Source organism: Treponema saccharophilum DSM 2985 (genome assembly GCF_000255555.1).
Classification (GTDB): domain Bacteria; phylum Spirochaetota; class Spirochaetia; order Treponematales; family Treponemataceae; genus Treponema_D; species Treponema_D saccharophilum.
This window is the reverse complement of record NZ_AGRW01000026.1, coordinates 1-19,527: the sequence shown is the minus strand read 5'-3', so window position 1 is coordinate 19,527 and position 19,527 is coordinate 1. Positions and strand designations below refer to the sequence as shown.

Sequence of the window (19,527 nt, the reverse complement as noted above, 5' to 3'; positions counted from 1 at the left end):
TTTGTATGGAGGAAAATATGAGAAAACCGTTGGTGTGCCTTTGCCTTACAGGAAAGACGATTGACGAGGACGTCCGCATCGCGGAGGAGTACATACGCTACATCGACATGGTGGAGCTGCGGGCCGACTGCCTTGAGGAGGACGAGCGGCTGAACATCCGCGACTTTCCGTCATTGGTGAAGGTTCCGTGCCTTCTGACAATCCGGCGCGTGGCGGACGGCGGAAAATACGAGGAGGGCGAGGCGTCCCGGTCGATGCTTTTTGCCCGCGCGCTTGCGTTCGCGGACGAGGACAAGCGGAAGAATTTCGCGTACGTCGATTTCGAGGACGATTTTATCGTTCCCGGCCTTCAGGATGCCGCGCTCGCGTTCGGGACGAGGATAATCCGCTCGTTCCACGACATGAACAACCCCGTGAAGAACATCGCCCAGCGGCTTTCGAAAATGCGCATGACGGGGTTCGAGATTCCGAAAATCGCGTTCATGCCGAAAAGCCTTTCCGACATCACCGATTTGTTCAAGGAGGCGTCGGCACTTTCCGGGACGGAGCAGATAATCTGCGCGATGAGCGCGTTCGGGCTTCCGACGCGGGTTCTGGCGCAGCGGTTCAATTCATATCTTTCGTTCACTTCTCCCGCCGAGCTTATGGAGAACGTGAAGGGTCTTGGGCACGTCGATCCCGTATCGCTTTCGTCTCTCTACCGGTTCCGCTCGATTGACAGCGAGACGCGCCTTTTCGGGATAACGGGATTCCCGCTTGTCGCGACGTCGTCGCCAAAAATCCACAACACGATATTCGGGGAGAACGAGATGAACGCCGTCTACGTTCCGTTCAAGGCGGAGAAAGCCGAGGAGGCGTTCGAATTCGCGAACACGATGGGTGTCTGCGGGTTCAGCGTGACGGTTCCGCACAAGGAGACGATAATCCCGCTTCTCGATTCCGTGGACAAGGGCGTCCAGGAGATGGGCGCGTGCAACACCGTCGTGCGCGAGGACGGAAAATGGCTCGGGTTCAACACCGACTGCATCGGATTCGAGCTTGCGATAAAGGAATTCACGGGGCGCGATTCCCTTTCCGGAATGAAGGTTTCCGTCATCGGCGCGGGCGGCGCGGCAAAGGCAATCGTCTACGCGCTCAAGAATCTGGGCGCCGACGCGTGCATTTTCAACAGGACGAGCGTGAAGGCGCGGAAGCTTGCGGAAAAAGTCGGCTTCAATTATTCCGGGCTCGGCTCGGACTGCATCATGAAGCTTCAGAGCTATTCCGACCTGATTGTGCAGACGACCTCGAAGGGAATGAATTCGACCGACGAGCCGAACGAGACAAACGACCCGATTTGGTTCTACGATTTTACGGGGAACGAGCTTCTCTACGACATCGTTTACGAGCCGAACGTCACGCCCGTGATGAAGCGGGCCGCCGCCGCCGGGTGCCGTGTCGCGAACGGGCTTTCGATGCTGCGCTACCAGGGCGAGGAGCAGGCGAGAATTTTCCGGAAGGCATACGAGAAAAGCTTTGACGATTAAATCAGTTCGGGATTGCCCGCGCATTTTTAAGAAAACACAATTTGCGGGCGGGTATAATCGCTTTCACGTCCGGGAATTCGCTTTTTCGCGGAGGATTCCGGACAGTTTTTTAGGAGACGAGAATGGCAATTTCAAAGGATGAGCAGAAAATCTTGGCGGCGCGGAGCGCAATCGACGCGTTGATTTGTGACGGAAAGATTTTTTCCGGGATGAAAATCGGTCTTGGGACGGGAAGCACCGCATTGCCCGCCGTAAAGCGGCTTGCGGAAAGAATAGCCGACGGGACGCTTTCGGACATAAAGGCGGTCGTTACGAGCTTCCAGACGGACAACTGCTGCCGCGAGCTGGGAATTCCGGTCTTCACGCTCAACGACAGCGCAATCGGCGGCTCGCTCGACCTTTCAATCGACGGCGCGGACGAGATTGACGGGGAGAACAACCTCATCAAGGGAGGCGGCGCCGCGCTGCTCCTTGAGAAAATCGTCGCGTACAATTCCGCGTCATACGCAATCGTCGCCGACGAGTCGAAATCTGTCGCGACGCTCGGCACGAAATTTCCGCTTCCCGTCGAGATAATCGGCGCGGCGCGCGTTCCCGTCGAGAAAGCGCTTGTACGTCTCGGCGCGCGGTGCGTTCTCCGCGAGGGCGTCAGAAAATGCGGTCCCGTCATCACCGACAACGGGAACTGGATTCTCGACTGCCTCTGGGATTCTCCCGTCGACCCGCGCAAAATGGAGGAAGAGATTTGCAGAATCGCCGGCGTCGTCGAGAACGGCTTCTTCACGAAGCTCCGCCCGACGGTTTTCATAGCCCATTCCGACGGGTCGGTGGAACGCAGGTAATTTTTGGTTCTGCCCGAAAAACGGCTGAATTTGTTTCGCCATGCCGCGCGGTTTTGCATCGCGTTCGGCATGGCGATTTTTTTTATCGCATCATCGCTGATTCGGCGGCGAGCTGCTCCCGCGTCATGTCCTCCTTTTTCTTGAGGAGCGCGGCGGGAATCTCGTACGCTTTCTCAAGCTCCTCGTCCGTGAGAACCTCGTCCGGCGTTCCGAACGACATGTCGCGGTTCGGGTAGAACAGGAGCACTTTTTCGGCGAATTTCTTCGTCAAATCAAGCTCGTGCATCGCGATGTAAATCGTGCGGTTCGTCTTGCGCGCGAATTCCTTGAGGTACGCGAGCGATTTTTCCTTCTGCGCTTCCTCCATCGCGAACATCGGCTCGTCCATAAAAATCGACTCGCTTCCGTAGAGGACGGAGAACGCGAGCAGGACGCGCTGGATTTCGCCCTTGCTGAGGTGGGTGAGCGCGTGGTTCAGGACGCCTTCAAGCTCGAACACCCGTATCGCCTCGTCCTTCAAATCACCCGTGCCGCCAATCGCCACGGCTTTTCCGGCGAATTTTCCTCCTGCGTACACCTGCGACAGGAGCGATTCCACGGAATCCTCCGTCTCGAACTCCATGTTCTGGTAGATTACCGTCGCGAGAAGGTTCTTTTCCTCCTCGCCCAAAGAAAACACGTCCTTCCCGAGCAGCGAGACGTTCCCGGAATCCGGCTTGAGCCGTCCTGATGCGAGGAGCATCAGCGTCGATTTTCCGCAGCCGTTCTGTCCGACAAGGCTCACGAACCCTTTGGGAAGTGATGCCGAGAAATGCTCGAAAATCGGTTTGGGTACAATCTGCTCTCCGTTCTCGTCCACGTCCCCCTCGACTGCGGGATAGGTGAACGTCACGTCATTGAATTCAACAAAATCTAAACTGTCCATGCACTTAATGTAATAAAAAAAATCGGCTTCGTCCGCAAATAGGGGACACATTCGCCCCGTTTAACGATAGAATCATCGTATGTCTAGCAGTTTCGTTCCTGTTTGCAGGCAGGATTTGGCAGAAAGGGGAATCGGCGAGGTCGATTTCGTGTTTGTCTCGGGCGACGCATACGTTGACCATGCGTCTTTTGCTGCCGCGCTTTTGTGCAGGCTCCTTGAGTCGCACGGCTTTACGGTGGGGCTTCTCGCCCAGCCCGATTGGAAAAATGTCGAATCGTTCCGCGAATTCGGCCGCCCGAAGCTCGGTTTCTTCGTTTCGGGCGGGGCGATGGATTCGATGGTCTCGAACTACACGGCGAACAACAAGCCGCGCTCGGAGGACGTCTACGCGCACGGAGGTGTCGCCGGCCACCGTCCCGACCGTGCCGTCATGGCGTATTGCGCGGCAATCAGGCAGGCGTACAAGGGCGTCGCCGTCATGATTGGCGGAATAGAGGCGAGCCTGAGGCGCACGAGCCACTACGACTATTGGTCGAACACAATCCGCCGCTCGATTCTCCTCGACTCGAAGGCTGACCTTCTGATGTACGGTATGGGCGAGCATTCGATAATCGAAATCGCGGAGAAGCTCCGCGCGGGCGTTCCCGTGAGGCAGATTCGGGGCGTGCGCGGGACGGTCTGGTATACGAGCAAGGCTGAGGAAATCCCCGAGGGGGCAATCATTCTTCCCTCGTTCGCGGAGATTTCGGGGAAGGACGACGAGAGCAAGCGGAAATTCGCCGAGTCGTACCTGATTCAGGAGCAGAACACGGACGCGATGAACGGAAACGTCCTCGTCGAGCCGGTCGATTCCCGCTTCGTCGTTCAGGAACGGGCGTCGCTTCCGCTTACGACGGAGGAATTCGACGCGGTGTACGAGCTTCCGTTCCAGCGCCGATGGCATCCGATGTATGATTCCCCCGCCGAGAACGGAAAGACGGGCGTCCCCGCGCTCAGCGAGGTTCAGTTCTCCCTCACAAGCTGCCGCGGCTGTTTCGGGGCGTGCTCGTTCTGCGCGATAACGTTCCATCAGGGGCGGCGCATCCAGTCGCGGAGCCACGAAAGCCTCGTGCGCGAGGCTGTGCAGATGACGAAGGACCCCGAATTCAAGGGATATATCCACGATGTCGGCGGACCGTCCGCGAATTTCAGGAAGGACGCGTGCGCGTACCAGAAGGAGCGCGGCGCCTGCCAGAACAAGGACTGCATGGGGACGAACCCGTGCGCCAACGTCCGCGTCGACCACTCCGAATACGTCGAGCTTCTGCGGAAGCTGCGCGCGCTTCCCGGCGTGAAGAAGGTTTTTGTCCGCTCGGGTATCCGATTCGACTATCTGATGATGGACGAGGACCGGACGTTCTTCCGCGAGCTTGTGCGCCACCACATTTCCGGGCAGCTGAAGGTCGCGCCGGAGCACGTGTCGAACAATGTTCTTCGCCTGATGAGGAAATCGACGCACGAGGTGTACGAGCGCTTTTCCGCTGAATACGCGCGGATAAACAAGGAGGAGGGGAAGAAGCAGTATCTTGTCCCGTATTACATCTGCTCCCATCCCGGCGCTGATTTGAACGACGCAATCGAGGTCGCGCTCTACCTGAAGAAGACGGGATTCGTTCCTGACCAGGTGCAGGATTTCTATCCGACGCCAGGAAGCCTTTCGACGTGCATGTACTGGACGGGGCTGAACCCGCGGAAGCGGAACGCCGACGGCTCGTTCGAGAAGGTGTACGTTCCGCGCGGCGGGCACGAGCGTAGGCTTCAGCGCGCTCTCCTCCAGTTCAACAGGCGGGAGAACGCGCCGCTCGTGAAGGAGGCGCTGATTGCGGCAGGCAGGCGCGACCTCATCAAGGTCCTTCTCGGGAAATAAGCGGGAAAACGCCGGAAAAAAACGCGCGGGGACTTATGCAATCTCGCGCAATCATGTAGAGTGTGTCTCACATTTTGGAAAATAGACCTGTTCTGGAATTGAGGTTTCCGAACAGGTTTAATCAAGAACAGGAGAATCAGTATGCAGGTTGCGGCAACGAAAATGGTAAAAATCAACTACACGCTCAAGGACAAGGACGGCGTTCTCATTGACGCATCTCCGGACGGAGAGCCGCTCGAATACATGCACGGTGTCGGCTCGCTCATTCCGGGGCTTGAGAAGCAGATGGCGGGAATGCAGGCCGGCGAGAAGAAGCACGTCGTCGTCGAGCCTGCCGAAGGATACGGTGAATACGACGAAAGCCTCGTGCAGACGATTTCCCGTGACAGGTTCGATGCCGATTTCCCGATTGAGGTGGGCCAGCAGTTCCAGGCGCAGACGCCGGAAGGAACGGGCGCGTTCATGGTCCGCGTCACGAAGATTTCCGATGACGGCATAACGGTTGACGGAAACCACGAGCTTGCCGGAAAGCAGCTCCATTTCGACATCGAGGTTGTCGACGTGCGCGACCCGACCGAGCAGGAGCTTGAGCCGCTCATCGGCGGCGGCTGTGGAGGCGGCTGCGGCTCGTGCGGCGGCGGTTGCGGCGGCGAGGAAGGATGCGGCTGTGACGGCGGCTGCGGCGGCTGCGGCGAGTAAACAAGACCTGTTCCGCGGGCAAAAAAAATCGGCATCGTCGGGCGTTTCGCCTTTTGGTGCCGATTTTTTTTCGCGCGTTATTTTTCTGTCGCGCGGAGAATTCCGTCCCATTTTTCGGGCGGATTTTTTATAAGGGCGCGGCATTTTTCGATATATTTGTCCGCCGCGGGGTCCTTGTCCCTCGTCTTCTCAAATACTTCGATTGCTCCGGCAAAATCTCCCTTCACGAACAGGTCGTACCCGACCCCGAAATTCACGAAATCGTCCTTGCGCCTGTCGAATTCCGCGTTCTGCATCGGCTCGAAAACGACGACGCCCTCCTTCTTTCCGACAACAGCGATGTTCGACAGCTTTCTGAAGCTGAGCGTGCATCCGTGCTCGACCGCGCTTTCCATCGTCGCCTTCGAGCACATCGTGTACGTCCCGAACTGCTTGTTGATTCCCTCAAGGCGCGCGGCAAGGTTCACGCTGTCGCCGAGCATCGTGTAGTTGAACCGGTAATCGCTTCCCATGTTTCCGACTACGGCTCTTCCCGAATTCAGCCCGATTCTCTGCTTGAACGGTTTTCCCGCGACTGCGGAAAGCTCCTCCTGCATCTCCGCGAGCTTCTCCTGGCATTCGAGGGCGGCCTCGACGGCGCGCCGCGCGTGGTCGGCCTGCGTCGTCGGCGCGTTCCAGAATGCGATTATCGCGTCGCCCTCGTATTTGTCGATTGTCCCGCCGTGCTTGAAGATGATTTCCGTCATCGCGTTGAGGTACTTGTTGAGGAGGTTCGTCAAATCGGTCGGGTTCAGGCTCTCGGAAATCGTGGTGAATCCCTGGACGTCGGAGAAGAACGCCGTAATCTCGCGCTCCTCCCCGCCGAGCTTGAGCGCGTCCGGATTGTCGATGAGGTTGTCGATGACTTCCGCCGAAAGATACTGCTTGAACGCCGTCTTGAGATACCGCTTCTGCTTTCCTTCCGTAAGATAGTTCTTCGTCACTACAGATGCGAACGAAAGGCCGAACGCGAGGAGCGGGGCGGCGACGGGAAGTATCGTTCCCGCGATGAAAACGGCGTATGACGCGCAGAAATATGCTGCCGCGATAATGATGAAAACGGCGATTTTTATCGCGAACGATTTCGATTTCTGCGAGTTGACCGATGCGATGAGGATTCCCGCCGCGACCATCAGCGCGATTATCGCGAATGAGACAGCTTCCGCCGTGTCGGAAAGATAGCTTTCCGTGAGAATCGTGTTTGTCATAGAGATGTGGACGCCCATTCCAGGGTAGTTCGTTCCCATCGGCGTCGCGCAGATATCGAAAAGCCCCGGCGCGTACAGCCCGAAGAAGACGTGCGAGCCTTCAAACGATTCCGTCGTCACGAGGTCGCTTTCCGCGTCCGGCGCATATTGGATGCCCTTCCGTTCCGCTTCCTCTGCCGCCATCTCGCTCATCAGTATCTGCTTCGCGCTGTACGGGTGGAACCGCTCAAGCCCGCCGACGTACCGGACGTACATTCCTTCCTCGCTCTCGCCTTTTTTCGAGTGGCGCGCTTTTGGAATCGACGAAAGCTCCGGCATCTCGTCGGAAAGCTCAAGCCCCGCGACGGTGAGCGACGGCTCATTGAGGTCCGATGACGAGCGGAATCGGGAGCGTCGCGCGACGCCGTCGTCGTCGAGGAGGCTTTCGACCGTCGCGATTTTTGCGGCGGAATCCCTTATCGCGGGAATCGGAAGAACGGGGACGTGCGTGTCGTTCGACTGGTAGAAAACCGTCTGCACGACTTTCCCGAATTCGCGGCTCGCGTCGGCCATTTCCTCGTCGTCCTTTGTCCCGTAGACGGACGGCTCGGAATATATCATATCGAACGCCATCGACGCGGCTTTTCCCCTGTTCACGAACCGAATCATCTTGGCGTAGCTTTCGCGCGGCCACGGGTAGCTCCATCCCAGCTCCGTTTTTGCCCAATCGATGCTTTCCTGATCGAGGACGATTACGGCGATGTTGTCGTCCGCCTCGAATTTGTCTGCCGTCTGCTTCATGCGGCTGTCGTAGGATTTGTTTTCCATCCACGTCAGCGCGCCGCCGTACCGCAGCCCCGCAACGATTCCCAGCACCGCGACGCCGATTGCCGCGGATAGTGCGATGCTCTTTTTGTTTTTCATATCCTCTCCCTTTTTGAACTAAAAAACGGTGGCAAAAAACCACCGTTTTCGATTCTCGCGAATCAGATTGTCACTCAGTCTTTGCGCTTTCTGCCGCCGCGTTCTCCGCTGCCGGAACAGCCGCCTCGTCTTTCTTCTCTTCCTGAGGATTCTCCGCGACGGCATCAAGCTCGATTTTCTTCGTTGCCTTCGCGGAAACCGAGCCTTTTCCCGCAAGCGCGATGTTGTCGGCGTTGATGTCTACGGACGTGTTCTTCGCGATTTTCTTCTTCGTCAGGCTTTTCGTGTCGTACCATCCGGAAATCCCGAGGCTCTCGATTTTTATGTTCGTCTTTTTCTTTTTCGACTCGATGACTACGGCGACATCTCCTTTCTCGACTTCCCCAATCGATTTTGACGATTTCTCCGTCTCCGTCAGTTTTCCGTCCTTTGAGACGTAAACGGTCTGCCCCTTCTTGAACGAGGCGGCAAAAAGTCCCGCGCCCAAGACCGCAATCAAAAGCAATGAAGCGATTTTTTTCATGGTAAACTCCTTGTTGGTTTTATTATAATCGACGGAACAGTTTTTCCCCGATTCCATTTTCCTGTAATTATTTCTAATAACCGTAACACAAAAAGGATACTCTTCTTTTCCGTTTCTGTCTGTAAAAATCGTCGTCGCTTGCAGAACAATTTCTGGGCCGAATGTCGAGTTTTGCTATTTTTGTAATTCGGCTCCGCTCTAATGGGAACGTCGTTCGTGTTCTAATGGAAGTGGTGTTCCTGCTCTAATTGGAACGTCGTTCCCGCTCTAATGGAAGTGGCGTTCCTGCTCTAATGGGAATGTCGTTCCTGCTCTAATGGGAACGTCGTTCCTGTTCTAATGGGAATGTCGTTCCTGCTCTAATGGGAACGTCGTTCCTGTTCTAATGGGAATGTCGTTCCTGCTCTAATGGGAACGTCGTTCCTGTTCTAATGGGAACGATGTTCCTGTGTTTTTGCTCCGTCTTATTGTGGATGTTCAGAAATGTTTTTTCCGCCCGGTTCTTTTGTTGCGAAACTCGAATCTCGCACTTCCATACAATGCGGCGAATAATTTCGTGGCGGGGAGCCGTTTTTGGTGCGGTGTGTTAGAATGTGGCGGGGGTTGTGTTGGCTTCCATTAAAAAAAGGGGAAAATCGATTATGAGAGCGTTCCGGAAATTTTTCGGCATTTTGGCTGCCGTCATTTCATTAGTTGCGGCGTCGTGCGCGCTTTTTGGGGATGAGGAACCTTCTGCGGAGAGAAACTTCGTCGAGCCGGCGCTGACGGCATCCGTTCGGGGGAGCGTGGCGGTTTCGGGTGCGGCGCCGGGCGTTTTCCGGAAAAGCAGCGCGCGGACGGCGCTTCCATCTCTGAACGGCGTCTCGTATTCGGTCGAGGCTTCGAGCGGCGGGAGGCCGTACAAGGCGGATGTCGATGCGGAAAATCTCTCGTTCTCGTTCGGAGAGCTTCCTGTCGGTGAGGGCGGGACTGAGTACACGATTACGGCGACGGGGACGGTGTCCGGAATCGAGGTCGTTTCCGGGAGCTGTACCGTAACGCTTCGTCCCGGCGACGCGCTCGTTGAGGACATAACCGTAAAGCCATGCGCCGTTTCGGAAAGCGGGAAAGTGAATCTTACGATTGGGATTGATAGCGGCGTTTCTGAAAGCATAAAATCGTGCGAAATAAGCGGGGAAGGGTATTCCAAGAATGTTGCCGTTTCCGGCGGAACGATAACATGGAAGTCCGAGTCCGAAGATGTTCCTGCCGGAACGTATACGTTCAGCTTCTACGACGCGAATGATGTCCTCCTCTACGAATTCCGCGAGTCCGTTCTGTTTTTCGGCGCTCTCGTGACGGATTCGTGGTTCGGCTCGTCGTCGTACATCACGGACGGGGAATGCGTGATAACAAAAACGCTCGTCGATAAGTTCGCGCTTTCGAGGATTTACGTGTCGTCGAGGAAAGAGGACAGCAAGGAGACGGGGACGCGCGCGGAGCCGTACAAATCGATTGCGAGGGCGATGAATGCGCTCATGGATTCCGGGACCGACTACACGATACTCGTCGACGGGGAGCTTACGGGCGCGCAGGAAATCCCCGCGTCCGTGACCACGGCAAACGCGAGCTCGATTACGATTCAGGGAAGGACGGGGAGCGGCACGGACAAAATCAACGGGAACAATGCGGGGACGGCGCTCACGATAAAAACGGCTGTTCCCGTCACCATAGAGAACCTCACGATTACCGGCGGAAAAAACGCAAGCGGAAACGGCGGCGGAATCTACATGGCTAGCGGCACGAACGTGACTTTGGGAACTGGTGCTTTGGTCGGAGATGCGACACTGTCCGTAGCAACATCAAGTTCTTGCGGTAATTATGCAAAATTTGGCGGTGGAATCTATAACGAAGGCTCGCTCACTTTAGGCAGCGGAGCAATCGTGCGCCACAACTATGCGAGTCCGTTCGGTGGCGGAATCTGGAACGAGGGCGGCAGCGTGACAATAAAGGAGGGTGCTGAAATATCGTACAACTGTGCCGGCACCTCCGACGCGCGAGGCGGAGGAATCCGAAGCGGCGGAAGCGGAAGTTCCCTCACGATGGAGGGCGGGACGATTTCACACAACTCCGTGAGCCACTGGGGCGGCGGAGTCATGATTCAGGGTTCCGTATTTACGATGACCGGCGGAACAATATCCTTCAATAAATCGACAGGCTCGTCCAGTATTGGCGCTGGCGGCGGCGGAATTTGGATTGATGACGGAACGTTCAAAATGAGCGGCGATTCAATTCTCAGCGGCAATGAAGCAAATAATAAAGGCGGCGGAATTCATGTGGAATACGCAGAAGCAACCGTTGAAATTCAGGGAGGAACGATTTCTGGAAACAAGGCGTCAGTTTCAGGAGGTGCAATCAGCAATAATGGAGTGATTACAATAAGCGGCGGAACTATTCCCTACGGCGTGCTAAATGCGTCAGGTTCTTTGGAAAAGGGCGCCGGAAAGAACGATGTCTATCTTCCAAGCGGAAAAGTCATCACGGTGACAGGCGCACTCACTGGCACAAGTCCTGTTGCGACCATTACGCCGGCAACCTGGACTCGAGGAACAAGCATTGTCCAGGCCGACGGAACGAACGTCGGCGACATCAGCGGCTATAAGAATTTCTTCGCATTCTCCGAGGACGGCTGGGAATGGAAGGTCAGCGGTGACAAAAAATCCCTGCTCCTTGACTCTCCGATTTATGTGGCAAGCAAGGGAACTGATTCCAGCCGGAAAGTCTGCGCGGCCGCCGACAGCTTTACGGGAACCGCGACAGGCTCAAAGTCAAAACCTTTCGCCACGATTGAGGACGCCCTTTCCGTATTGAATGCGGAGAGCAACGTGATTACAATCGACGGAAACGTCACTGGAAACCAGCAGATACTTCCCTCAAAAGTTCCTTCATCGGTGACTTCAGTTGCGATTGCCGGCTACAAGGCAAGCGGGGCGACATCAAGCGAAGCGAAACTCAACGGAAACGGCTCCGGGACGGTTCTGACCGTGAACAAGTCGGGTCTTGAGGTTACGGTTGAAGACCTGACGATTACGGGCGGAAATTTTTCCTATGGCGGTGGTCTTGCAGTAGACAACGGAACGGTAAAGCTTTTGGACGGCGCAAAAATCACGGAGAACACGGCGACAGAGAAAGGAGGCGGAGTCTACTTGGGTCCTTCGGCAAAACTTGTCATGGAGGGAAGCGCAACGATAAGCGGCAACACGGCAGCGAACGGCGGCGGAATCTACAATGAGGGGAATCTGTACCTTTCTGCCGGAGTCATCTCAAAAAACACTGCCTCGAATTGTGGCGGCGGCGTGTACAGCACGGGCACGATGTTCATGTACGGCTCGGCTGTCATTGGGGACAAATCAAAAACTACAGCCGCAACAAAAGATGAATCATGTTACTCAAACAAGGCAACAGTTAAAGGCGGCGGTATTTGTTCTACAGGAGATCTTTATTTAGGATTTTCTTCAGCGGATACAGAAGCAGTTCTTACAGGCGGTGTTTATTATAATTACGCAAAGAATTCTGGTGGCATTCATCAACAAGATACTTCTCATTCTAATAAAGTGTTTAAGTTTAGTTCCGGCTCTGTCTCGTATAACGCTGAACGGGGAATGTATGTCGGCTATGGCAAATTTACAATGACCGGCGGAACTGTCAGCGGAAATACAGCTTTGCAGCCGGAGGAAGAGAATGAAGATTCATTTAGAGGTGCCGGCATTTATGTGGGCGCTGACTGCACTGTCGTAATCTCAGGCGGAACAATCAGCTCCAACAAGGCAGCTGTAAAAGGTGGCGGAATTCATATCGCACAATCAAGCAGTATAGTTACCATAGAAGGCGGAACAATCAGCGGAAATACTGCAGGCAGTTACGGAAGCGGAATTTCAATGGACAATGGTTCATTGAAAATGCAGGGAGATGCAAAGGTCGATTCCAGCAACGATGTCTACCTTGCAAGCGGAAAATACATCACAATAACAGATGCGCTCACTGGCACTGTCCCCGTCGCGACGATAACGCCAAAAAGCTACGAAGTCGGAACTACCGTGCTTGCGGCTGGAACTGGCGTTGTCCTTGCAGATGAAGTTAGAAAATTCGCATTGACGAGCGATGATTACTTAATCGGTGAAGACGGAAAGCTGATAGATGGATACACTGCAGCAAAGGCAATATCATTAATTCCAAGTATGACGGAAACGGGGGTAGTAAAAGTCATCGGAGAAATTTCTTCCGAAGACATAACAAATCTTACAACGGCTCTTAAGACTTTGAATGCAAACAATCCTGATGTCAGAATTACGCTGGATCTTTCTAGAACCACAGGACTGACAAAATTTCCCTCGTATGCATTCACAGATGAGGATTTTGACAAACCTGGCTGCCTTGCGCTTGAAGGAATGGTTCTTCCTAGCGGACTTACAACGATAAGTATTGGTAATTTCCGCGGATGTACCAATCTTAATACGATAGAGATTCCTTCGGGGGTTACGGAACTTTGCGATTACGCTTTCGACGAATCTGGACTTTCAGAAACGCTTCTTATTCCGTCATCTGTATGCAAATTCGGATATCAGGTGTTTTATGGAACGTCTGTGACTTTGGAGTATGAAGATACGACTTCTATATGGACAAAATATAAATATGACGGAACTGTTGTAACTGAAGGTGATACTAGTTTTTCAAGTAGTCCATTTAGAGGAACGTGCCCAACGAGAGCGACTATTTCCGCAACGTCGCAGGGAACGACATATTTGCAGAAAAACTGACTGACGTGAATTAAAGCTTGCCGCTCCCCGTATAAAAGAAGCGAGAACCGCGCGGAGAGTTCTTTCCCATTCTGAACTTATCCCCGCGCTAGTCCAGAATCCCCGCCAGTCTCGCGTTCCATACGGCCTGGCAGGCGTTCTTCGCGCCGGTCTTCATGTAGATGTTCTTCATGTGGTATTTCACTGTGTTGACGCTGATGAAGAAGCAAGATGCGATTTCTTCCTTTGATTTTCCCTGCTCCAGAAAAGTTAGTATGTCGATTTCCATGGGTGTCAACGCTTCGCCGTTCTGGATTTGCGCATTCATGTAGAGCGGATTCCGCACCGCCATGTCCCTCGCCAGTGGAGAGCCTGCTGATTATATTTTCGATAATACTCCGGGTGAAATTCAATATACATCAAGAGGCTACTAATTCGTTAAGAGCTAAGAAGAATGGCAGCAAAGCAATCATGTCGCACGGTCTACGGAGAGAATAAAAATAGGGAACGTCTTTTCGGGGAAGGCATTGCGGTTTTTCGTTCTCCGCAAAAAAAAGAGCCGGGAATACTCCAGCACAAACAAGGTCTTCATACTGTTGCTGCCTTCCGGCTCTCGCAGGGTTTTGAAGGATGTTTTGTGAAGTTCCCGACTCAAGTGAGACTGACACGATTCGAACGTGCGACCTCCACCTCCGCAGGGTGGCGCTCTAATCCAGCTGAGCTACAATCTCAAACAAAATGAAGGCGGAGCGAGTAGGATTTGAACCCACGATACCTTGCGGTATGCCGGTTTTCAAGACCGGTGCAATCGACCTCTCTGCCATCGCTCCAAAAAGAAAAAGTGGGCTGATTCAATCAGCCCGTATAGCTGGGGAAGGACTCGAACCTCCGGCCTCCGGGTTATGAGCCCGACGAGCTGCCAACTGCTCTACCCAGCGTCGTATTGTTTGAACAGAATACAGTTTTCAATTTGTTATGTCAAGCAGTTTTTGAGAATTTTGCGAAATTTCTTCATTTTTTACCGTTTTGTACCAAATCCTGCATTCTATCGCGGCGAGCAGAATCGCAATCATCGCGAACCATCTGAATTCCTGCGAGAACGCGATGAAGAAATTGTAAAGCCCGTGCATCGTAATCGCGATTATGACGATTATCAGGTGGTGGATTTCCTTCTGGCAGCTCCAGACGAAAATGCCGGAAAGCCCCGCGCAGAACGCGTGTATCGCCTGTGCGGAGAACATCCTCGTGAAAATCATCCTGAGCGCGTGTTCTGTTCCTGGGATGAGGGCGATTTTCTGCAGGCTGTTCATCAGGTATATCGCAGTCTCAAGGCTTCCGGACGCGCAGCCGAGCAGAATCGACGCGCAGAGAAACGATTGCAGCGTCATCCGCTTTTTCGGAATCAGCAGTATGAACGCCAGCTTGAACGATTCCTCGATGAAGCCGTTGAACAGTATCGCGGTGATAAGTATCGAGAAGAACGACGGCGAGCTGAACGTCGGAATCTTGAGCGTCAGGAATTGGATGAACGAAGCCGGCGCGACTGTCGCGATTCCGAACGCACATGATATCGCGTACCGGAACACGGGATGGTCTTTCGTGACAATCGAAAAAATTGCGAAAAGCGCGATGACTGGCAGGAAGCACAGCGCAAACAGGATGTAAATGTTCATGGAAAAATCATATAAAAAATTTATAATCGGTGCTATGAAAAACGTCATATTGATGGGAATAAAGCATTGCGGGAAGACAACGCAGGGAAGGCTGCTTTCCGCTCATTACGGATGCGATTTTTTTGATACGGACGACCTTGTCGTCGAGATGACAGGGATGACTCCGCGCGAGATTTATTCCGATTTCGGGAAGGAAGCGTTCCTCAAGGCGGAAAGCGACGCGTGCAACGTAATCGCGGGACGGCAGGGGTTTTTCGTCGTCTCGACGGGCGGCGGAATCTGCATGAACGACAAGGCGGTGGGCTATCTTCGCGGAGTGGGGACGTTCGTGTTCCTCGATTCCGACGAGACCGTTGCCTGCGACAGAATCATCAAGGAGATAAAAATCCTTCCTGACGGAAAGATGGAGGGAATGCCCGCGTACATCGCACGGGAGAATCCTTCCACCATCGACGAAGTGCGGCGGTCGTTCCATTCGTTCTACGAGGAGCGGCAGGCGATTTATTCCTCCATCTGCGACGTTACGGTAAAGATGCTCCCCCTTTCGAAGATGGAGAACATGGCGCGGATTATTGAGCGTATAGAATCTCTCTGACGGTATCGCCGGGATTCCGCCCTTCGTAAATCCAGCCGTACATTGCCGCCGCCGCGACAAGCTTCCGTCCGTATCCGCGCGTCTCGGAAAACGGAACCGTCTCGAGGAAAAGGTCCATGCTGATTCCTGCCGGCTCGTGGCTCAGCTTTTTGAGTTTTGCCCACGATTTCTTGGACGATTTTATCCATTTGCGGACGTTCGTAAGCCCGCCGTTGTACGCGAAAAGCGCGAGGACCGGGATGTTCCCGTCGACGCGCGAGATGAGCGACGCGAGGTAATGCGCGCCCATGCGCAAATTCGTCTTGGGGTCGAGTATGTCGTAGTCGTCCCCGAGCTTCAGCTTTCTCGCCTCGTCGCCCGCCGTCGATTCCATGAGCTGCGTGAGCCCCGTTGCGCCAGCGACGCTCGTAATCGATGAATCGAAGAAGCTTTCCGTCCTCACGAGCGCGAACAGCAGCCGCTGCTCGATTTTGTTTTCTGCGCACGCTTCGGCAATCTCCCCGGAAAAGAATCTCGGGTAGACAAGCTCCATCATCTCCTTCGTGAATCCGCCGTCCAGCGCCGCGACTGTCCTGCTCGCGATTCTGAGGCTCTGCGTGTCGTATTCCGGTGCGTGAAGCCCGCAGTTGAAGAGGAATCGGCTCGCGTTCATCGACGATTTCACCGAAAGCGAATCCCTGTTCAAAAGCCATTCCGCGTAGACGCGCTGCGGGAATCCGAATTCCGCGTATCCGTCAAGAAGCGCGTCCGCTTTTCCTGCCGGCTCGCTTTCCGTTCCGGCGGGGGAGGGGCGCAGCAGAATCCGCGACAGTTCCTCCTCGTCCGTTATATTCAGCCGCTCGATTGCGCAGACTTTGTAATACATGTCGCCGTTCTTTTCGAGCACGGCACGGTACGCGTCGTCTGCCGTCGCCGAATCGTCGTGCGCGAGCTTTTCTTCGAGCAGCCTTCCCGAAATGTATGCGAACCGCGCCGCCTCCCCGTCGGAGAAATGCGCGCCGGAATTCTTCCAGACGTCGTAAAAATCCTGGTAATCGCCGTCGCTGAGGAGCGTGAGCGCGAGCGACTCGAAAATATCGTCGAAATATTCCGGGTTTTTTATGTGTTTTCCGAATTTTCCGAGCGATTTCATGAATTCGCCCTTCGAATTCTTCATCTTCGACGAAAGCATGTACCAGAGCGCGTTGTCGAATTTCTGCTCGTCGGCTGCCGATTCCATTGCGGCAAGGTACCTGTCCTCGGCTTTCTTCCATTTTTTCGTCTTCTCGTAAATCCGCGCCGCATAGAAGTGCGCGTAGAACGATTTTTCCTCGGAAAGGTTCAGCGCGAGCGAGTCCAGTATCGTCGCCGCCTCCCCGAAGTTGTCCGCCCCGTAAAGCGCGGCTTTTCCGATGTCGGAAAGAACCTGCTCCTCGATTTCGAGATGGAATTTCGTGAAGTCCGCGTCCAGCCCGTGCTCGTCGATTCGCCTGCGCTCGTACATTTCGATGATTCCGTGCGCGGAGGCGTACGCCTCCTTGTATTTCTTCCGGAAGACGTTCGCGCGCAAGTCAATCAGCATCTGCTCGTCCGTCACGGAAAAGTCGATTTTTCCGATTTCAAGCCCGCCGACTGTCTCGGGAATCGTCGACTTGTCCATTTCGCTCCCGTCGTTCTGCTCCGCAATCTTCTGCTTGAATTCTACGACGAATTTTTCGAGCGCTTCCTGCTGCTTCTCCTTGAATTCGTCCATTTTCCGCGCGATGTATTTCGAATAGAACTGCATGTGTTCCGCCGTCATCGGGCGCGAGACAATCCAGTCGAAATATTCCTTGTCGAAGCGGCTGTCGTTCTTTTCGAGCATCGAGTCGAGGCGGATTTTCACAAGCTCGTTCGGCGCGTCTTTTATGCTGATGCTGTCGGTGAGGAGAAGTATCGTCGCGAATTCCTCCTGCCTGAACAGCTCCCTGGCCGCGATGAGTTTTTGCTCGTCGCCGAAACGTTCCGCCAGAATCTGCGCCGCCTGGTTTTTCTGCGTGATGTTCCCCAAAAGGACGAGCGTCTCCGCGCTCCGCTTCGCGATTATCGGCGTCGTGTCCTTGCTGTCGCGCGCCTGTACGAGCAGCGTTATCGCCTTCGTGATTTCGTCCTCGTCCGCCGCCTGAAGCCCCGCAAAGAAAGCCTCGTCCGATTTGTTCCTCGCATCTGCCTTTCCGCTCCCGCATGACGCGAACGATAATGCGGCGTGCATCATGAACAGCGCGGCGAGCGCGAGCAGTGCGTTTTTCTTTTGTTTTCGTAATAAGATTTTTGCCATGTGCTGAAAAAAAATAAACCTGCCCGGTAACGAAGTTGTCGAACAGGTCTGATGGCCGGGATTCCGTCTGCCGGAATCCCGGATGGATTCATCATTCGTAGGGAATCATGATATTCGAGCCTGAATAGATAAGGTCGGGGTTCCTTATGTTGTTGTGGCTCGCGATTCTCGGGTATCTCCACGGATTTTTGTAGTACGTTTCCGAAATATCCCACAGAGTGTCGCCCCATTTCACATGATGTTTTATGTCCTCTTTCTTTATCGTCAGCTCGGGTTTCGAAACGGGGACGACCTTCGACGCGTCGGGGGCGATTACAATTTTGTCCTCCTGCGCCTGCGGTGCCGTTTTCTCGCTCGGAACGACTTTCGACGCGTCCGATTCGATTATTATTTTGTCCTCGTCCTCGGCGCCGATTGCTCCGTCGTCCTGCTTTTTGTCGGAAGGTTCGTCGAAATCGGTTTCCTGCGCCGGCTCCGCAGCTTCCTGTTTTGCCGCCTCGCTCTCCGCATTTTTGGAGTCGTTTTCGCCGCTGATGTTCGTGATGTTCGTCGTGTTCGTCGTGTTCGTGACGTTCTTTTCGCTCTGCCGCCCGAGTATGTTGTACTTCGACGGGAATATGAAAAGAAGGAACAGCGTCAGAAGAAGGCAGATTATGAAAATGATTATGCAGATGATAAGGGGCGCCTTCGAGTGCCCTTCGTCGTCGTCAAAATCGTCGTCGCTCTCTCCCTGCGCGGAATCCTGCCCGTTCTTGTCGTACAAGTCGGAGAAGCCGATGTCGCTGAACGGGTCGTCCATCGTTGCCTCCGAAGAGCTGCTCCCGCTCTGGCTGAACGTCGTCTCCTCGTCCGATTTTCCGTTTCCGTCCATGTTGTCGAAATCGGGGAAGTCGAACAGCCCGCTTCCGGAATTCTCCTTCGCGTCGTCAAAGTCCGGCATAGAGAAGTCCTGCGACTCCGGCTCGTCCGTCTTTCCGTTCCCGTCAAAATCCGGAACGTCAAAATCGTTGCCCGCCCCGCTGTCCGCCGTTATGCCGTTTCCTTCGTCCATATCGGGAAGGCTGAAATCGTCGTTTGAAAGCGAGTCGTCGTTCTTGGGGATGGTGAGGTCATTGCCCGCTTCGTTGCCCACGGTGTTGTCGTCCATCTCGGGAAGGTTGAAGTCGTCGTCTGAAAGCGAGTCGTCGTTTTCGGGGATGGTGAGGTCTTTGCCCGCTTCATTGTTCGCGGTGTTGTCGTCCATCTCGGGAAGGTTGAATTCGTCGTCCGAAAGCGAGTCGTCGGTCTCGGGAAGATTAAGGTCTTCGCTAGTCGCATCGCCCGCGGTGTTGTCATCCATATCGGGAAGGCTGAAGTCGTCGTCCGAAAGCGAGTCGTCGTTTTCGTGGAGAGTGATGTCATCGCCCGCTTCGTTGCCCGCGGTGTTGTCGTCGACATCGGGAAGACTGAAATCGTCGTCCGAAAGTGAATCGTCGTTTTCGGGGATGGTGAGGTCATCGCCCGCTTCGTTGTCGTCCATCTCGGGAAGGTTGAAGTCGTCGTTTGAAAGTGAATCATCCGTCTCGGGAAGATTAAGGTCATCGCTAGCTTTGTTGCCCGCGGTGTTGTCGTCCATCT

Annotated in this window: 13 protein-coding genes, 3 tRNA genes and 1 other RNA gene; 6 read left to right on the top strand and 11 right to left on the bottom strand. The window is 54.4% G+C overall.

Features of this window, described 5'->3' with window-relative positions:
• Window positions 1-17 precede the first annotated feature (17 nt).
• Complete coding sequence (locus TRESADRAFT_RS01085) at window positions 18-1,526, top strand: type I 3-dehydroquinate dehydratase (RefSeq protein WP_002702019.1); 1,509 nt, start codon at window positions 18-20, stop codon at window positions 1,524-1,526.
• A 122-nt stretch (window positions 1,527-1,648) separates the two neighbouring features.
• On the top strand, window positions 1,649-2,368 hold the full coding sequence (rpiA, locus tag TRESADRAFT_RS01080) for a ribose-5-phosphate isomerase RpiA (protein ID WP_002702017.1): 720 nt from the start codon (window positions 1,649-1,651) through the stop codon (window positions 2,366-2,368).
• 82 nt (window positions 2,369-2,450) lie between these two features.
• On the opposite strand, the gene TRESADRAFT_RS01075 is transcribed toward rpiA, so the two are convergent.
• Complete coding sequence (locus TRESADRAFT_RS01075) at window positions 2,451-3,293, bottom strand: ATP-binding cassette domain-containing protein (RefSeq protein WP_040841971.1); 843 nt, start codon at window positions 3,291-3,293, stop codon at window positions 2,451-2,453.
• Between the two features lie 79 nt (window positions 3,294-3,372).
• Between TRESADRAFT_RS01075 and TRESADRAFT_RS01070 the strand changes: the two genes are divergently transcribed.
• Window positions 3,373-5,199 (top strand): YgiQ family radical SAM protein, encoded by a 1,827-nt coding sequence (locus tag TRESADRAFT_RS01070; protein ID WP_002702012.1) that lies wholly within the window; start codon window positions 3,373-3,375, stop codon window positions 5,197-5,199.
• A 141-nt stretch (window positions 5,200-5,340) separates the two neighbouring features.
• Window positions 5,341-5,898 (top strand): FKBP-type peptidyl-prolyl cis-trans isomerase, encoded by a 558-nt coding sequence (locus TRESADRAFT_RS01065; RefSeq protein ID WP_002702010.1) that lies wholly within the window; start codon window positions 5,341-5,343, stop codon window positions 5,896-5,898.
• A gap of 77 nt (window positions 5,899-5,975) precedes the next feature.
• Here the strand turns inward: TRESADRAFT_RS01065 and TRESADRAFT_RS01060 are convergent, their stop codons facing one another.
• Both TRESADRAFT_RS01060 and TRESADRAFT_RS01055 read right to left on the bottom strand, forming a co-directional pair.
• Window positions 5,976-8,048, bottom strand: coding sequence for a CHASE2 domain-containing protein (locus TRESADRAFT_RS01060; protein WP_002702007.1), 2,073 nt, complete (start codon window positions 8,046-8,048; stop codon window positions 5,976-5,978).
• Window positions 8,049-8,118: 70 nt separating this feature from the next.
• Complete coding sequence (locus TRESADRAFT_RS01055) at window positions 8,119-8,571, bottom strand: hypothetical protein (RefSeq protein ID WP_002702004.1); 453 nt, start codon at window positions 8,569-8,571, stop codon at window positions 8,119-8,121.
• Between the two features lie 641 nt (window positions 8,572-9,212).
• Between TRESADRAFT_RS01055 and TRESADRAFT_RS01050 the strand changes: the two genes are divergently transcribed.
• A complete protein-coding gene (locus TRESADRAFT_RS01050; RefSeq protein ID WP_002702002.1) occupies window positions 9,213-13,367 on the top strand; it encodes a leucine-rich repeat domain-containing protein in 4,155 nt (1,384 codons plus the stop codon).
• Window positions 13,368-13,455: 88 nt separating this feature from the next.
• Here the strand turns inward: TRESADRAFT_RS01050 and TRESADRAFT_RS01045 are convergent, their stop codons facing one another.
• From TRESADRAFT_RS01045 to TRESADRAFT_RS01025, 6 genes are all read right to left on the bottom strand, one after another.
• Window positions 13,456-13,698, bottom strand: coding sequence for a helix-turn-helix transcriptional regulator (locus TRESADRAFT_RS01045; protein WP_002702000.1), 243 nt, complete (start codon window positions 13,696-13,698; stop codon window positions 13,456-13,458).
• A gap of 202 nt (window positions 13,699-13,900) precedes the next feature.
• Window positions 13,901-13,998, bottom strand: an RNA gene (gene ffs, locus TRESADRAFT_RS15530) — signal recognition particle sRNA small type.
• 4 nt (window positions 13,999-14,002) lie between these two features.
• Window positions 14,003-14,077: transfer RNA gene (locus TRESADRAFT_RS01040), tRNA-Arg, on the bottom strand.
• 14 nt (window positions 14,078-14,091) lie between these two features.
• Window positions 14,092-14,176 (bottom strand) — tRNA-Ser (locus tag TRESADRAFT_RS01035).
• A 35-nt stretch (window positions 14,177-14,211) separates the two neighbouring features.
• Window positions 14,212-14,284 (bottom strand) — tRNA-Met (locus TRESADRAFT_RS01030).
• Window positions 14,285-14,311: 27 nt separating this feature from the next.
• The gene (locus TRESADRAFT_RS01025; protein ID WP_002701998.1) at window positions 14,312-15,019 is read right to left on the bottom strand and encodes a PrsW family glutamic-type intramembrane protease; all 708 of its coding nucleotides are present in this window, start codon (window positions 15,017-15,019) and stop codon (window positions 14,312-14,314) included.
• Between the two features lie 34 nt (window positions 15,020-15,053).
• Between TRESADRAFT_RS01025 and TRESADRAFT_RS14780 the strand changes: the two genes are divergently transcribed.
• On the top strand, window positions 15,054-15,614 hold the full coding sequence (locus TRESADRAFT_RS14780; RefSeq protein WP_002701995.1) for a shikimate kinase: 561 nt from the start codon (window positions 15,054-15,056) through the stop codon (window positions 15,612-15,614).
• Here TRESADRAFT_RS14780 and TRESADRAFT_RS01015 read toward each other — a convergent pair.
• Window positions 15,589-17,910, bottom strand: a complete 2,322-nt coding sequence (locus TRESADRAFT_RS01015) for a flagellar assembly lytic transglycosylase (protein WP_002701993.1) — start codon at window positions 17,908-17,910, stop codon at window positions 15,589-15,591. The two genes, TRESADRAFT_RS14780 and TRESADRAFT_RS01015, sit on opposite strands and share 26 nt — an antisense overlap.
• A gap of 91 nt (window positions 17,911-18,001) precedes the next feature.
• Window positions 18,002-19,527 (bottom strand): LysM peptidoglycan-binding domain-containing protein (locus TRESADRAFT_RS16560; protein WP_002701991.1); only part of this gene is annotated, 1,526 nt, incomplete at its 5' end.

Excerpts from the sequence above, each read along its gene's own strand:
- TRESADRAFT_RS01085 (WP_002702019.1), top strand. The coding sequence starts at position 18 with ATGAGAAAACCGTTGGTGTGCCTTTGCCTTACAGGAAAGACGATTGAC.
- rpiA (WP_002702017.1), top strand. The coding sequence starts at position 1,649 with ATGGCAATTTCAAAGGATGAGCAGAAAATCTTGGCGGCGCGGAGCGCA.
- TRESADRAFT_RS01075 (WP_040841971.1), bottom strand. The coding sequence starts at position 3,293 with ATGGACAGTTTAGATTTTGTTGAATTCAATGACGTGACGTTCACCTAT.
- TRESADRAFT_RS01070 (WP_002702012.1), top strand. The coding sequence starts at position 3,373 with ATGTCTAGCAGTTTCGTTCCTGTTTGCAGGCAGGATTTGGCAGAAAGG.
- TRESADRAFT_RS01065 (WP_002702010.1), top strand. The coding sequence starts at position 5,341 with ATGCAGGTTGCGGCAACGAAAATGGTAAAAATCAACTACACGCTCAAG.
- TRESADRAFT_RS01060 (WP_002702007.1), bottom strand. The coding sequence starts at position 8,048 with ATGAAAAACAAAAAGAGCATCGCACTATCCGCGGCAATCGGCGTCGCG.
- TRESADRAFT_RS01055 (WP_002702004.1), bottom strand. The coding sequence starts at position 8,571 with ATGAAAAAAATCGCTTCATTGCTTTTGATTGCGGTCTTGGGCGCGGGA.
- TRESADRAFT_RS01050 (WP_002702002.1), top strand. The coding sequence starts at position 9,213 with ATGAGAGCGTTCCGGAAATTTTTCGGCATTTTGGCTGCCGTCATTTCA.
- TRESADRAFT_RS01045 (WP_002702000.1), bottom strand. The coding sequence starts at position 13,698 with ATGGCGGTGCGGAATCCGCTCTACATGAATGCGCAAATCCAGAACGGC.
- TRESADRAFT_RS01025 (WP_002701998.1), bottom strand. The coding sequence starts at position 15,019 with ATGAACATTTACATCCTGTTTGCGCTGTGCTTCCTGCCAGTCATCGCG.
- TRESADRAFT_RS14780 (WP_002701995.1), top strand. The coding sequence starts at position 15,054 with ATGAAAAACGTCATATTGATGGGAATAAAGCATTGCGGGAAGACAACG.
- TRESADRAFT_RS01015 (WP_002701993.1), bottom strand. The coding sequence starts at position 17,910 with ATGGCAAAAATCTTATTACGAAAACAAAAGAAAAACGCACTGCTCGCG.